The organism is Streptomyces sp. NPDC002573 (assembly GCF_042889625.1).
Classification (GTDB): domain Bacteria; phylum Actinomycetota; class Actinomycetes; order Streptomycetales; family Streptomycetaceae; genus Streptomyces; species Streptomyces gibsoniae.
The window spans coordinates 14,526-28,275 of the sequence record NZ_JBIARC010000054.1; the positions used below are offsets into that span (position 1 = coordinate 14,526).

At 69.0% G+C, this 13,750-nt stretch carries 14 protein-coding genes; 8 read left to right on the forward strand and 6 right to left on the reverse strand.

Annotated elements, in window-relative coordinates:
* Positions 1–81: 81 nt before the first annotated feature.
* A complete protein-coding gene (locus ACFYX0_RS35170) occupies positions 82–765 on the reverse strand; it encodes a TetR/AcrR family transcriptional regulator (protein WP_388976660.1) in 684 nt (227 codons plus the stop codon).
* A gap of 159 nt (positions 766–924) precedes the next feature.
* Between ACFYX0_RS35170 and ACFYX0_RS35175 the strand changes: the two genes are divergently transcribed.
* Positions 925–2,277, forward strand: a complete 1,353-nt coding sequence (locus tag ACFYX0_RS35175) for a serine hydrolase domain-containing protein (RefSeq protein ID WP_388976663.1) — start codon at positions 925–927, stop codon at positions 2,275–2,277.
* 227 nt (positions 2,278–2,504) lie between these two features.
* Here the strand turns inward: ACFYX0_RS35175 and ACFYX0_RS35180 are convergent, their stop codons facing one another.
* Positions 2,505–4,142 carry an integrase gene (locus ACFYX0_RS35180; RefSeq protein WP_355923145.1) on the reverse strand — a complete coding sequence of 546 codons (1,638 nt, stop codon included), beginning with the start codon at positions 4,140–4,142 and terminating at the stop codon, positions 2,505–2,507.
* 164 nt (positions 4,143–4,306) lie between these two features.
* On the opposite strand from ACFYX0_RS35180, the gene ACFYX0_RS35185 reads away from it, so the two are divergent.
* Both ACFYX0_RS35185 and ACFYX0_RS35190 read left to right on the forward strand, forming a co-directional pair.
* Positions 4,307–4,603, forward strand: coding sequence for a hypothetical protein (locus ACFYX0_RS35185; protein WP_388976666.1), 297 nt, complete (start codon positions 4,307–4,309; stop codon positions 4,601–4,603).
* Positions 4,600–4,971 (forward strand): fic family toxin-antitoxin system, toxin component, encoded by a 372-nt coding sequence (locus ACFYX0_RS35190; protein ID WP_355923149.1) that lies wholly within the window; start codon positions 4,600–4,602, stop codon positions 4,969–4,971. Before ACFYX0_RS35185 ends, ACFYX0_RS35190 begins: the two co-directional genes overlap by 4 nt.
* A 32-nt stretch (positions 4,972–5,003) precedes the next feature.
* On the opposite strand, the gene ACFYX0_RS35195 is transcribed toward ACFYX0_RS35190, so the two are convergent.
* Positions 5,004–5,945, reverse strand: coding sequence for a PIN domain-containing protein (locus ACFYX0_RS35195; RefSeq protein ID WP_355923151.1), 942 nt, complete (start codon positions 5,943–5,945; stop codon positions 5,004–5,006).
* A 66-nt stretch (positions 5,946–6,011) separates the two neighbouring features.
* On the opposite strand from ACFYX0_RS35195, the gene ACFYX0_RS35200 reads away from it, so the two are divergent.
* Positions 6,012–6,749, forward strand: a complete 738-nt coding sequence (locus ACFYX0_RS35200; protein ID WP_388976669.1) for a prepilin peptidase — start codon at positions 6,012–6,014, stop codon at positions 6,747–6,749.
* 70 nt (positions 6,750–6,819) lie between these two features.
* Here the strand turns inward: ACFYX0_RS35200 and ACFYX0_RS35205 are convergent, their stop codons facing one another.
* From ACFYX0_RS35205 to ACFYX0_RS35215, 3 genes are all read right to left on the reverse strand, one after another.
* Complete coding sequence (locus ACFYX0_RS35205) at positions 6,820–7,548, reverse strand: hypothetical protein (protein ID WP_388976672.1); 729 nt, start codon at positions 7,546–7,548, stop codon at positions 6,820–6,822.
* A gap of 378 nt (positions 7,549–7,926) precedes the next feature.
* On the reverse strand, positions 7,927–8,259 hold the full coding sequence (locus ACFYX0_RS35210) for a PCC domain-containing protein (RefSeq protein ID WP_355923159.1): 333 nt from the start codon (positions 8,257–8,259) through the stop codon (positions 7,927–7,929).
* A complete protein-coding gene (locus tag ACFYX0_RS35215; RefSeq protein WP_388976675.1) occupies positions 8,256–9,017 on the reverse strand; it encodes a helix-turn-helix domain-containing protein in 762 nt (253 codons plus the stop codon). Before ACFYX0_RS35215 ends, ACFYX0_RS35210 begins: the two co-directional genes overlap by 4 nt.
* Before the next feature lie 482 nt (positions 9,018–9,499).
* On the opposite strand from ACFYX0_RS35215, the gene ACFYX0_RS35220 reads away from it, so the two are divergent.
* Genes ACFYX0_RS35220 through ACFYX0_RS35235 form a run of 4 tightly spaced genes read left to right on the forward strand, consistent with a single transcriptional unit; the run spans position 9,500 to position 13,716 of the window.
* Positions 9,500–10,696, forward strand: coding sequence for a TfuA domain-containing protein (locus tag ACFYX0_RS35220; protein WP_355923163.1), 1,197 nt, complete (start codon positions 9,500–9,502; stop codon positions 10,694–10,696).
* A complete protein-coding gene (locus tag ACFYX0_RS35225) occupies positions 10,689–11,831 on the forward strand; it encodes a YcaO-like family protein (RefSeq protein WP_388976678.1) in 1,143 nt (380 codons plus the stop codon). The genes ACFYX0_RS35220 and ACFYX0_RS35225 overlap by 8 nt, the downstream gene beginning before the upstream one ends.
* The gene (locus tag ACFYX0_RS35230; RefSeq protein WP_355923166.1) at positions 11,828–12,697 is read left to right on the forward strand and encodes a class I SAM-dependent methyltransferase; all 870 of its coding nucleotides are present in this window, start codon (positions 11,828–11,830) and stop codon (positions 12,695–12,697) included. The genes ACFYX0_RS35225 and ACFYX0_RS35230 overlap by 4 nt, the downstream gene beginning before the upstream one ends.
* Positions 12,694–13,716 (forward strand): NAD(P)H-dependent glycerol-3-phosphate dehydrogenase, encoded by a 1,023-nt coding sequence (locus ACFYX0_RS35235; RefSeq protein ID WP_355923168.1) that lies wholly within the window; start codon positions 12,694–12,696, stop codon positions 13,714–13,716. Before ACFYX0_RS35230 ends, ACFYX0_RS35235 begins: the two co-directional genes overlap by 4 nt.
* Positions 13,717–13,750 lie beyond the last annotated feature (34 nt).

The window sequence follows — 13,750 nt, forward strand, 5'->3', positions numbered from 1 at the left end:
TCGCGGAGCAATGCTCAGGGCTTGTGGATCAGCCCTGGGTGGGACGCGGAGGGCGTACCTTCCCCAATGATCGTGTGATGGTCACCGAGCAGGCCCGCGTTGCAGCGCTTCCAGCCCGTCGAGGATGGTCTGGAGGCCGAACTGGAAGGTGTTGTCGGGCGCCGCGCCGTAGTCGGCACTGTGGGTGTCCAGGCGGGCGCGCAGCCGAGGGAACTGTGCGGCAGTCTCGCGGGCTTCGGCCTGGGCTTCGCCGATGGCCTGTTCGGCGTTGCTGCTGCCTTCGCGCCGCAGTCTGCGGGTGAGTGAGGCTGCTGCGGCTGGGCCGAGGGCGTTGCCGAGGACGAAGGTGAAAACGGCGGACGCGGCCTGGTCGGCTGCGGGGCCGGCGAATCCCGCGGCTTCGTAGACGGCCAGGAGGTGGTCGTCGTGGCGGGCCTTGCCGGGGCCGAACATGAGGAAGGAGCCGAAGGCCTGCAGCAGCCACGGGTGGCGGGTCAGCATCGCATGCAGGTCGGTGGCCATGGTGGTGGCTGCCGTGCGCCAGTCGACCAGGTCGGGGTCGGGCAGCGTTATTTCGTGCCACAGTTGGTCGCCGGCGAGGGCGATGAGGTTGTCCTTGCTGCCCACGTGCCAGTAGACCGCGGTGGCCGCCGAGCCCAGCCGCTGACCCAGTGCCCGCATATTCAGGCCCTCCAGCCCTTCGGCGTCCAGCAGGGCGATAGCAGCAGTGAGGATCTGTTCGCGGGTCAGCGTGTTGCGGGGCATGGATTCACGATAGCTGTCGACTTGCACGGCGTTCAAGAAATCTCTTGCACTGCGTTCAAGTGGTTCGCTAGCCTTCACTTGAACAAAGTGCAAGTCGCTGCGACGCCCGGTGGGCATCTGGGGACGTGCGCGAACCACACTGACCGAGGGGGAAACGAGATGTCACGCGATGCGCTGGCTGAGTTCGTCGAGGCGACGGCCAAGGAGTTCGACATCCCAGGCGCAGCGGTGGGGGTCTGGGTGGACGGACGGGAGCTGATCGCCTGTCACGGCGTGACGAGCCTCGACAACCCGCTGCCCGTCGACCGGGACACGCTGTTCGTGCTGGGCTCGGTCACCAAGACCTACACGGCGACCGCGATCATGCGCCTGGTCGAGGCGGGGCGGGTCGAGCTGGAGGCGCCGGTCCGCCGCTACGTTCCCGAACTCCGGCTCCCCGACGAGGGCGCGGCCGCGCAGATCACCATCTTGAACCTGCTCAACCACACCGCCGGGCTGGACACCCGGATGGTCTTCGACAGCGGAGACGGAGACGACGCGCTGGCCGGCGAGGTGGCCAAGATGGCCGAGGTGACGCTGATCGGCCCGGTCGGCGGCCGTGCCTCCTACAGCCAGCTCGGCTACAACCTGCTCGGCCGGGTCATCGAGAACGTCACCGGCGAGACCTTCGAGGCCGCTGTCACCTCACTCGTCCTGGATCAGATGGGCCTGGCCAACAGCGTCTTCACCGCCGGACAGGCCATCACCCGCCGGTTCGCCGTGGGCCACAACTTCAGGGAAGGGGCGCTCAAGGTCGCCCGGACATGGAAGGACACGCGCGGCAACAACCCGGGCGGCGGCCTGGTGTCCTCGGTCTCCGACCAGCTGCGCTGGGCCCGGTTCCACCTCGGCGGCGGTGACCTGGCGCGGCGAATGCAGGAGCCGACGGTGGAGCTGCACGGCTCCACGCTCGGTGACGCCGTCGGCCTCGGCTGGTTCCTGCGCGACGTGGACGGTGTGCGCACCGTCGGGCACGGCGGATCGACCAATGGCCAGTTCGCCAATCTGCTGCTGGTTCCGGAGCGCGAGTTCGCCGTCGTGGCGGTGTCCAACGCCGGGCCCGACAGCGGGCTGGAGTTCAATCAGGCCGTGCTCCGCTGGGCAATCGAGCACTACCTCGGCATAGTCGAGGGCGACCCCGAGCCGCTCCCGTACGACCCGCAGCGCGCTCAGGAGATCATCGGGCACTACGAGAACGAATTCATGACGCTGATCATCGACACCGACGGTGACACGATGACGGTTGAATGCAGGATCAAGCCGGAGATCCGCACAGCGTCCGAGAGGGAGCTGCCGCCGGACCTGCCGCCGGCCGGGCTCGGCCTGCTCCCCGGAAGCGGCGACGAGTACATCGTCACCGGCGGCGGCTTGATCGGCCAGCGCGGTTTCCTCACCCGCGACACCGACGGCGCCATCATCGGGGCGGACCTGGCCGGACGGCTCTTCAACCGGGCTCCGACACCCGCCGAGTGACACCTGCGTACCCCCGGAGAGCACCGCAGGCGAGACCGGTGACCGGCCTCGCCTGGGTAGACAACATTTGACAATTGCTCCCCGCCGCGATTCCTCAACCACCACCTTGATCCACTTTCGGCACACGCCCTAGCCGTCCCTCGGGGAATCCGGCGGGATCAACGCGGGATCGGCCAGAATCTGAGCCGAAGACCTGCAGATAGATGAAGTCCGTCGGTGGCTTGCCGTCAGACGGGTTCCAGGAGGTCGACGACGGAGAGCCCGGTTTCGCCGTTGACCAGTTGGAGAGCGACGTCGGCCCGGGCGGCGAGGTCGAGCGGGTCGAGGTCTTCGGCATACGCGGCGTGCACGATGCGGTCCAGGCCCGCGCCGACCAGCGGAGCGGCGGTGCGCAGCGAGGCTTCCAAGGCCACGCCCTGTGTGGCGCCGCCGTGCAGGATGATGTTCCGGGTGCGGTACAGGCGTCGTAGCGCGATCCGGAAAGCGCCGACGACGTCGCCCAGCACCGGGCGGGGATCCTGGACCAGGTCGGCCATGCGCTGGGCGGCGGGGCGGTCGCTGTACTTCGTGGAGGCCCGGGTGAAGTCCAGAGCGGAGGCGCCGCCCGCGTGCAGCGCAGCGGCGACCAGACGGGCGCGCTCCTGGTTCGTGGTGCAGTCCACGATGCTCCGGCCGAGATCATCCTGGGTGCGGGGGTTGTGACGGTGAGCGAGGGCGGTGAGCTCGGCCCGGGGCCACGAGCAGGCGATGATGGCCGCCATACGGTCGGCCGCCACGGCTTTCCCGGACCGCTCGTTCTCCCCTTTGGGATCGTCCGGGTGCGTCAGCAGCGATTCGACGGCCGCCCAGGCACCCGCGACGGCCGGAGCCATCGGACCGCGGTTGACCACGGCCGCGAGCTCCAGTGCGTCGTCAATCCGGCTGCGGGTACCGGCGACCTGGTAGAGGTGTCCCTCGTTGACCAGCGTCAGGACGTCGGCACCCCGAGCCGGGGGAGCGAGCGGGATAGCCCCCGGGTGTCCAGCGACCCAGATATAGGGGAGGGGCTCCACCCCTCCGCGGTCCTTGCGCAGAAACTGGGAGCGGGCAGTCATCCGCTCCACCATCTGCCGAGCCTGCTCGGCGGCGCTGAAGGCGTCCAGAGCCGTGAACCGGTAGACGAACCCGCCTCCGGGCCGGACACCCGCAGTGTCGTGGCCGTGTTCACGCAGCCAGGCGATGACCTTGCCCTTGTCGTACCAGTGCTCCAGCGGTTCGGCGAGATCCCGGCGCGGCACTTTCTCCAGTGCCACCAGCACCTCGTACGCACGGGCCGGCGTCCCCGCAAGCGCGGCGGCGCTGTCCGCTATATCCGCCGTGGTGGCGCGCGCGTCGTAGAGATCTTTGGCCCAGGTCTTGAGGAAACTGGCGCTGTAGCCCAGGTCAAGGAGGTGAGAGGCCACCGTGCGGGAGTACCGCTCCGGCTTGACCCTCTTCTCGACCGGAACATTGACCGCCACCGCCCACCGCTCCAGATAGCCGGCCCGGACGTGCCCGATGATCTCCTTGAGGCGGCGGCGCGCGGGGCTGGGATCCGGCAGGGCGTTCTTCAGCAGACCGGTGAGCACTTTGCGCAGGTCCTTGTCGCCGAGGCCTCGGTCGGGTCCGATCAGGGCGTTGAGCTGGATACGCTGCCAGTCGCACGCGGTCTGCGACAGCACCCCGTGGGCCTGCCAGTACCCGGCCTCGAAGAGTTCCTCGAGGGCCAGGACCGAACCTATGTCCCACAGGCGGCGCGCCCACGGTGTGCCCTCGTCGGTGAAGAAGTCCGACATGCGGGCCAGCACGTGCCGGGCGTACGGATCGGATGCAGGAGCGGAGGCCATCGCAGCACCCTAACGGAGCACACAGGACGGAACTCGCGCGGCAGCGATCACGTGGTAGCCTCAGTCCAGACTTAAAGGGGCACCCGCCGTCTAACGGCCGCTGCCCCTTTCTTCTTGCCCGAACGCCTTCGGCCGGGACCGATCCCGCTGGTACCGTCGCTCGTATGGACCAGAACGGACAGGTGCCGCCCTTCGAGCCGGAGGAGTACGCGCGCGTCGAGGCGGCCGCCCAAATCGTCGGCAAGTCACCCGGGGACTTCGTCCGTGACGCGGCCCTCGCCGCCGCCGACGACCCGTTCGTCAAGGCGCTCGGACAGGCCCGCGACCGCGTCCCCCAGCTGGCCGAGGTCTTCGCCACCCAGGACACACCCGCGGCTGACATTGGCACGGCATCGTGGCCTGACCCTGCTCCGCTGAGCAGCCGCGACCTGCACGACAACCAGCACGGTCACGCCGCGTGACCCGGTTCCTCACCCCGCAAGAGCTTCTGCAGATCGCGCAGACCCTCCCGGGTGATCCGGCCTGTCTCGACCTGGGCGTGCTGGACGCCGTCTGCGCCCGGGTCCAGGCCCACTACATGGGCCGCGACGTGTACGCCAGTGACTGGCTCAAGGCCGCGGCCATGCTGGAGACCATCGCGCTGCACGAGCCGCTGGAGGCGAAGAACGAGTTCTTCGCCTGGCTGGTCGCCGAGACGTTCCTCAACAGCAACGGGCAGACCCTGCACTACGAGCCGGAGGAAGCCCTCGCTCTCGTCATGCGGGCCAAGCACAAGGGTGCCCGGGTTCAGGAGATCGCCGCGCAGCTGCGTGGCTGGTCCACAAACTGACGATCCCGAGCTCCGAAGGCCGGCCCCCGCCCCTATCCGTCTTCGGCGGGTACCTCGAAGGTGATGGCCTGCTCGTTGTCCGCCTTCTCCGTAGCGCTCAGTCGTTCGATCTTGTACTTCTCGTCCAGGACGCGGGCCTGCAGCCCCCAGGACAGCGCGCGAGCCCGCATCCCGTTGTCCCCGGTGATGACTGTGACCGGCGCAGGGGCGATAGCCTGCTGCAGATAGCAGGCGCGGGCGACGATCTCGTCGTCGTTGTTCGCCAGCCGCACGTGCCCGGGCTCGTCCCGCAGGACGTCGACGACGGTCTCCCCGTTGTTGACGACCGCACGGCCGTCGGCCTCGATCTGGGTGAGTATTTGTTCCAGGAGTGCGAAGACTGCCCGAGCCCGCTTCCGGACGCCGGTGTCGTGGGTGTCGTACGACTTCTTGTCGATCTCGTCGATCACGACGTGCGGGATCATCACAGATGTGCCCAGGCCGAAGAGCCGCTGCCAGGGAATCTTGTCGAAGCGCATGTAGTGCAGCAGGTCGTTGGTGTCCAGGACCACCGTTCGTACCTGGTGACTGGTGAACCGGTCTTTCATGCGGCGCAGTTCGTTGGCCAGTTCCATGAAGTAGGTGCGCAGGTCCTGCAGTTCGGAGTTGATCAGGAATGTCCACCGGTCGGGAGTGAACTGGCCGTGCACGATGGCGTTGTAGCGCTCGCCCCGCAGTCGCGCCGGCACAGCCTGGTCGGCGAACGCCTCCAGGAGCTCGGCCGCGGCCTGCGTCGTCCAGTGGTCGTACTGGCGCACGACCGGAATGACGCCCTTCTCCCAGCCCTTCGCCTCGTCACTGGACCAGCTCCCTGCGACGGTCACGGGCCTGGGGATGTGGGGGATGGCGTTCTGGACGTCGTTGAGCCCTTGCCAGGTCAGGCCTTCCAGCAACTTGATCGCCTGATCGCAGGTGGTGCCGGGCTTCAACAGCATGCAGGTGCTCCTCACGATATGGGCCGTCCGCAACATCCGAACGGAGCTGAGCTTAGGCTCCGTTCGGTGGAGACGTTCTGGATCATCACGGCGGCCGTCCTGTGGGGCGCCGGCACGAGCCTGCTCATACCGCGCGCTGCGTACCGACTCTCCGTGACACCGGAGGAGCGCTGGCGAACGGCCTGCCCGGCAGAACATCCCCTCGTCGGGATCGGGGATGGGTGGCTGGGGCAGGCCCGCTGCGCCGACGGGGATACATTCGGGCCGCGTACGCCCATCATCGCCCTGGTGATGACCGTGGTCTGCGCCGTACTGACGTCCGCTACCGGGGCCCGTCCCGAGTTGCTGGTGTGGCTGCTGCTCGCACCGATTGCCGTGCTGCTCGCCACGGTCGACTTCGCGGTGCACCGTCTTCCCGACGTGGTGACCCTGCCGCTCGCGGGGACCGCGCTCATCGGGCTCGGAGGGGCCGCGCTGCTGCCTGGTGCCGGCGGCAGCTGGAGGACCGCGCTTCTCGGCTCCCTCACGCTCGGCGCCTGCTACTTCGTGCTGTTCCTGATCAACCCCAGGGGCTTCGGCTTCGGCGATGTGAAACTCGCCCCGGCACTCGGCGCCGTCCTGGGCTGGTACGGCTGGGGAATCCTGCTGATAGGCACGTTCGCCGGGTACTTGTTCGGTGCGCTGTACGGTGTCGGCCTCATCCTTGCGCGCCGGGCCGGGCGCAAGTCAGCGATCCCCTTCGGCCCATTCCTCCTGGCCGGAGCACTCGCCGGGATCCTCCTGGGCTCCACCCTGTCCAGGTGACGCTGTCTCCTGTCCGGCTCAGGGGACAGGGAAGCTGGATGTCCAACCGTGCCGGTGTCGGAGTGATCAATCAGGCGGTGGGGAGGCCTGCAAGCCGGTCGTAGGCGGGATCGCCGGGGAAGGCGATGGACTCAATATGCTGCGGCGGGATCGGGTTGCGGTACAGGACGTCGGCGTTGGCAGGGGTGTAGCCGATGGCCTTGCCTACGAAGGTGTGCACCACCGACTTGAAGACGAGGTGCCTGCCGGGACTAGCGAGGTCCACGTAGGCGGTGACCAATGCTGGCCGGCCCAGGGAACGCAGCTTATGAGCAACGCCGGCATGGTCGTCGCAGTGCTGCCAGTAGATCGCCTCGCCACCCCAGAAGGACAGCAGCCGCCACACCCCATTGATGTCGTGAGAGGTGGCCTCGGCTGAGAGCGTCAGGCAGACCTGGCCCTCGCGATTGCCCAACTTCTGCCTCGCCGGGACGACCATGCTCTGGGAGCGCAGTACCTCACGCTCAGCGTCGGTCAGACAGCCCCGCTCGTGGGCCTGGTTCAGACGGTCATCAACCAGAGCGACGTCCAAGGGGCGCAGGCCTTGAGCACGAATCGCATCGGCCTCGTGGTCGAGCAGCCTGGTGCCGTGCTGCGCCCGTAGAAGGTGGCCACGAAGGAGGTCGAGGACCTGCGCCTCCCTGTCCTCCAAGTCCAGGTCGACGTACAGGTCCGGCTCGTCCAGTTCGGTTTCGTCGGCAATGCTGTAGATGAGATCTGCCAGCGCCTGGGGCCAAGTGTCGGCGTTGTCTACATCCACGACGGGCCGACCGTTGGCAGCGTGAGCCAGTGTCATGGCGGGCCAGTATTCCACTGCCAGGTCAGCAGGCTCCGGACGCGTCAACAGGAAGCAGCAGGATGCAAAGCCGCTCGCGCAGACCGGCCACGTACACGGAAAGACTGGTGGCTCGGGCCTGTAAGCGGTCACGCAATTCGTGACCGTCGACAGGGCCAGATAGTCGAGTGCGGTGGCCGGCCGGAGCCGGCCTTCTTTCGATGCGCGCCCCGGTTGCCGTCGATCTCGACGATGACGACGACGGCCAAGAGGAGTGAGCCGAAGCCTGGCAGGTGTTCGGCCCCGGTGCGCCATGGGGAAAGGGCGGTGTTGGGGCGGAGTACGGACTCCCTGCCGGGACGGTCAGTTGACGGGGATGACGTACGCGCGGGCGAAGTGAGTGGCGATGTGAGCCTCGTGGAGGTGTCCGGCAACAGCGCGGTCGCCTTCGACGCCCATGACGACGTGGATGTGGACGAAGCCGTTGCGGATCTCGCCGGTGCCGGTCATCTCGCCGGGCAGGTCGTACGTGCTGATGATGTCTTTGAGTGCGTCGCCCTCCGGCATGGTCGAGACGGTGAACGAGTCGGCGGCCCCGATCAGAGAGACGATGGCCGCGTCGATGATGCCGGCCTCGGCAGCCTGGCGGTTCAGCTCCGAGACGAGCTCACCCTGGGGCACTTCAAAGACGATCATGCGGGACTCCGTCCGATCATGGGACTCAGCTCCTGCAGCATGACCGAGGAGCACCAGCGAGCGCCAGAGTCCCTGGGGTTGAGGGCCTCCTTGGCGAAGCGAGTGGCGAGGAAGTCCGCGCGGTGATAGTAGGAGGCGGGCCGTGAAGCGATCCGGCCGGCTGTTGTCCAGTCCACGGCGCAGACACGGGAGGTGACGGCCGTCAGGTAGAGGTGGCGAACCTCCTCGTCGTGGGCCAGCACACGGGCGACCTGGTCGGCCTGGCCCTGGCCAGGCAGTTTGGCGAGAATGCCGGCGGCGTTGACACGCAGGATCGACATGTCCCCGTCCAACATCCACCGGCGCAGGCTCGCGGCGGACGCCTTGTCCGTCAGTGACGCGGTGACAATGTCCGCGCCGTGCGTGGTCTGGACGCGGGCCAGAGGGGCCGGGTCGCGGCTGGCGATGCTGGCCGCCATCTCCGATGCCAGCGCGCCGTGCGTGACGGCCAGGGTGGACAGTCCCAGGAAGGCTCGTCGGTTCACGCGGTCGAGCGTAGCCTCCGCGGCCAGTTGCGCGGCGGGGACTCCCAAGACGCGAGACAGGTGCCCGATCCAGTGTTTGCCCGGGATGACCTTGCCCGTCTCCCACCGCTTGACCGCGTCCCGGCCCGGCGCTCCGGTGGGGTCACCGGCGTAGATGGCCAGTTCCTCAGCGAGCTGTGCTTGTGTCCAATGCTTGAGGGTTCGCAGATCACGGATTAACTGTCCGATCGGCATGGGCACATGATGCCCCCCAAGATGCCCCTCCGTAGTCGCCTCGGCGCGGTTCACCCTTGCGGGAGCCCGACACTCAGCGCTGAGCACCCTACTTCCCGTCCCGGTATGGGACGGGCAGACGGGCCCGCGGGGTGATAGGCCCCCTGGCCCGTGACACCACCGGTACGAGCAGGAGATGCCCGCACCGTCTGCATCCGCATGCGAGAAGGAGAAGCCCCATGGAGCAGCCCAAGTCCGCTGTCGCCGCCACCCGTACCTCGGTGGAAGACACGGAGGAGATCACCTCGTCCTTGGTGATCGCTGTCGACGTCGAGGACGAGGAGTAGTCCTCGCTCGTGCTCTGACCAGGGCGTCCCTCCCGCCCTTTCCGGCCCTCTTCGGGCCAGGGAGGGACGCCCCCCTTGCGTCGTCACCAACTGGAGAGTGCAGTGATCCACGTCTACGTCGGACCGACGCTGCCGCGGTCCGAGCCGGTTCTAACGATGCCTGGCGTACAGGTACGAGCGCCGATCCAGCACGGGGACCTGTTCGACATCACGATCCGCGACGGCGACACCGCAGTGATCATCGACGGCGTGTACCACCAGGCGCCTGCCCTGCGGCACAAGGAGATCCTGGCCGCGATGGGTCGGGGAGTCCGGGTGATCGGGGCGGCGAGCATCGGCGCACTGCGGGCGGCCGAACTGGCGCCGTACGGGATGATCGGCGTCGGCAGCATCTACACCGCCTACGCCCGCGGCGAGATCAGGGGCGATGACGAGGTGGCGGTCGGCCAGGCCCCGGATGGCGAGTGGGACGCGCTGACCTGGCCCCTGGTCAACGTCCGGCATGTCCTCAAGCTGGCTGCACTGGCCGGCGTCGTCGACGGTGAGCGTGCTGCCGCGCTCCTCGCCGGACTCCGCGCGGTCTACTACCCGCAGCGCACCATGGCCTCGGTGCGGGCGGTCTGCCGCAGCCACGGCGAGACCGAGTTCTCCAGGTGGCTGGGCGGGCAGCGTGAGCGGGACCAGTTCTTCGGGGACCTCAAGCGCGCGGATGCCCTCGCAGCCGTACACGCCGCCCTCGCCGTGCCGGGCCTACAGGCCGGCACCCAGCCGACGCCGGACGTGTGGGAGACGACGCACTTCCGGCGATGGTCCAACGCTTTCGCCCATCCCCGGGTCGACGGCCTGGACCTGTCCATCCAGGATCGCCTCGTCTACCAGCAGGTGTTCGATCGGGCGTTTCCCGGACGGTGGATGTCCTACCTCGAGTACCGCTCCCAGCATCCAGCACACGGCGCCCCAGGGCTGCCGCTGGCCGAGCGGCTTGTCCAGGCCACCGGCGGCGACCTCCCCGCACACCGGGTGTTCCACCCGACCGTCGACCTGCGGGACCAGACGACCGTGGTACTCCTCCTCGCGGGCGAAACCCTCGAGGACCGGCAGGCCGTCGCGCGCTACGCCGACACACTCACGCTCACCCGCCATACCCAGCCCGGCTTCTCCACCAAGGCGATCCGAGACGACCTCACCCGCCGGATCCTGCTGCAGGTGTGGCAATGCCCTGAGCAGGACCTCGATGCGGAAGCATCCGCGCGCGGTCTGGTCTGCGCGGCGCGCGCCGTCGAGACGGCCAAGCGCCTGGTGCCGGGATTCCTCGCAGAGACCACCCAGCCGATGGAGGCCACCAGTGCCTGACGATCCCGTAGTGCTGCCGGGCACGGTGCGCGCCCAGACCCCGGAGCAGACGTGGGAGCTGGTGGCCGGGCGCCTGTCGGAGTGGGGCATCACCAGGGTCGCGGATCTGACGGGCCTCGACTGCATCGGGCTGCCGGTCTGGACGGCGATCCGGCCCGCCTCGCGGACTCTGAGCACATCGCAGGGCAAGGGAGCTACCTCTCTTCTCGCGAAGCTGTCGGCCGTCCTGGAAGCCATCGAGCTGTGGCACGTCGAACAGCCGCTGCCCGTCGCCGCGTACGGTCCGGCCGAGGACGTCCGTCCCGGCTATCCCGTCTCCGCACTGCCGCTGACAGTGCCCTACCCAGAGCACATCGTCGCCCGCATGGTGTGGGAGTGGACACCGGCCACAGGCCTCCTGTCCGGCACCAAAACTGTCGTGCCGGTCGACCTGGTTCGCCGCCGCGCCCAGCGGCCGGAGTGGACCCCGGATCTGCTCCGCGCCACCAGTACCGGTCTGGCGTGCGGCAACAGCCGCGACGAGGCTCTGCTCCACGCCTTGTATGAGGTCGTCGAGCGGGACGTGCTGTACCGCGACGGAGCTCTCGGTGGCCGACACCGGACGCTGATCGACCCGCGCACCGTCGACGACCCGTACGCCTGCGAGGTCCTCGACCGGCTGCTCAGCGCGGGCATGGCCCTGGAACTCGCGCTTGTCGACGGCCCATACGGGCTGCCGGTGTGCGTGGCCTACCTGTGGTCCGAGGATCTCTCGACGGTGTTCGCCGGCGGCGGCTGCCACACCAGCCCCCACATCGCGGCCACCAGGGCCCTGACCGAGGCCGCCCAGTCCCGTCTCGCCGCCATCGCCGGGACACGGGACGACCTCCCCAGCGACTACGCCTCGCCCGACACACCGCTCCACCAACCCCAGCAGCGCGAGCGGCTGGCTGCGTGGGCGGAAGCAACAGCCCACTTTGCCCCGGTCCCAGGCGGCTTCGAGGACCAGGCCGCGTATGTCGCACGGCAGGTGCACCACGTCACCGGTCACGAGCCGCTGGCCCTCGACCTGTCGGATCCGGCCGAGCCGATCCACGCCCTGCAGGTCGTCTGCCCCGGCACCCGCTCCCGGAGCAGGAGATCGATGCCCCGATGACACACCCCACCGACACCCCGGCCACGGAGCAACTCGCCGCCCAATACGACGCGTTCCACGCCGCCCGGGCCCGCACCGATCTCGTCGCCCGCCTGTACGCCGAGGCGATGGGCGAGGACTACCCGCACGAGATCACCGCCTCCAGCTCCTGTGACTGGCCCCTGCTCGCACTGCTCGCCTCCCGCCTGCGGATGCGACCCGGCCGACTCCTCGTCGATGCAGGCTGCGGCACCGGCGGCATCGGCCTGTGGCTGGCCCGCGCCCTGGCCATCCGCCTGCACGGCCTCGATCTCTCACCCGAAGCCGTCGAACAGGCCACCGCCCGCAGCCACCACTTCGTCCCGTCCGGCCGCGCCACCTTCCGCATCGCCACGCTGACCGCCACCGGCCTCCCCGACGGCTGCGCGCACGGCGCCATCTGTATCGACGCCCTCAGCGCCGCCACCGACCGGGCCGCAGCGCTACGCGAACTCGGCCGCATCCTGGCGCCCGGCGCCCGGCTCACCATCACCCGCTCCCAGCGGCACGGCGCTGCTCCTGTCTGGGACGAGCAGGCCCACGCCGCCGGTCTCATCGTGGAACACGTCGACGAGCGGCCCGACGAGCCCGCGATGTGGGGCCGCCTGTACAAGCTGTGGATCGACCACGCCCACGAACTCCGCGCCCAGCTCGGCAACGACCAGGCACACAACATGCTCACCGAGGCTCACCGCGTGCTCCCGAAGCTCCCCGGCCGCCGAGCCGTCCTGCTCACCCTGCGGCGCCCCGCGACACAGCAAGCGAACCCCGACGCTAAAGATAAGATGGCCCATCCCGGCCCGGCCCCCGGCGACGGCCGAGTACCCAGCGAGAGGACCCCGCAGTGAGCCAGCACCGCCCCGCCCACGCGGTCCGTGCGGCAGTGCTCTCAGCCGGATCCTGGGGTACCGCAGTCGCGAAAATCCTCGCCGACGGTGGCGCGAACGTGGTCGCCCACGCCCGCCGGGACGAGATCGCCGACGCGATCAACACCCGCCACCGGAACCCCGCCTACTGGCCCGACATCGAGCTGCCCCCCAACCTGACGGCCACGACCGACCCAGCCGCCGCCCTCGACGGCGCGGACTACCTCGTGCTGTCGATCCCCGCACAGACCCTGCGGACCAACCTCGCCACGTGGGCACCGCTCATCGGGCCCGACACCGTGATCGTGTCCCTGATGAAAGGCATCGAAGCGAGCACCGGCCTCCGGGCAAGCCAGGTCATCACCGACGTCACGGGGCTGCCCACCGACCGTGTCGCCGTACTGTCGGGCCCGAACCTGGCACGCGAGATCATGGACGGCCAACCCGCCGCCGCCACCATCGCCTGCACCGACGAAACCGTCGCGCAACGCTTCCAGGCGGCAAGCCACACCAGCTACTTCCGCCCCTACACCACCACCGACGTCATCGGCTGCGAGCTCGGCGGCGCGCTGAAAAACGTGATCGCCCTCGGCGTCGGCATCGCCAACGGCATGGGTGTGGGCCACAACGCGACCGCCGTCCTGATCACCCGGGGCCTGGCAGAGGTCACACGCCTCGCCACCGCGATGGACGCCCACCCCGCCACTCTCGCCGGCCTGGCCGGCCTCGGTGACCTGGTGGCCACCTGCTCATCCCCGCTCTCCCGTAACTTCACCTTCGGCACCCACCTCGGCCACGGCCTCACCGTCGACCAGGCCGCCGCAGCCACCCGACAGACCACCGAAGGCGTCAAGAGCGCCGCGGCCGTCCTCGGCCTGGCCCGCGCCCACGGCGCCGAGATGCCCATCACCGAAGTAGTCGCCGCGCTGCTGAACGAGCAGATCACCCTCGACGAGGCCGTCGCCGCGCTGATGCAGCGGCCCCCTAAGCCCGAGCGCTGACCCCCGGCGCCCTGCCACACGGACGCACCCCCAC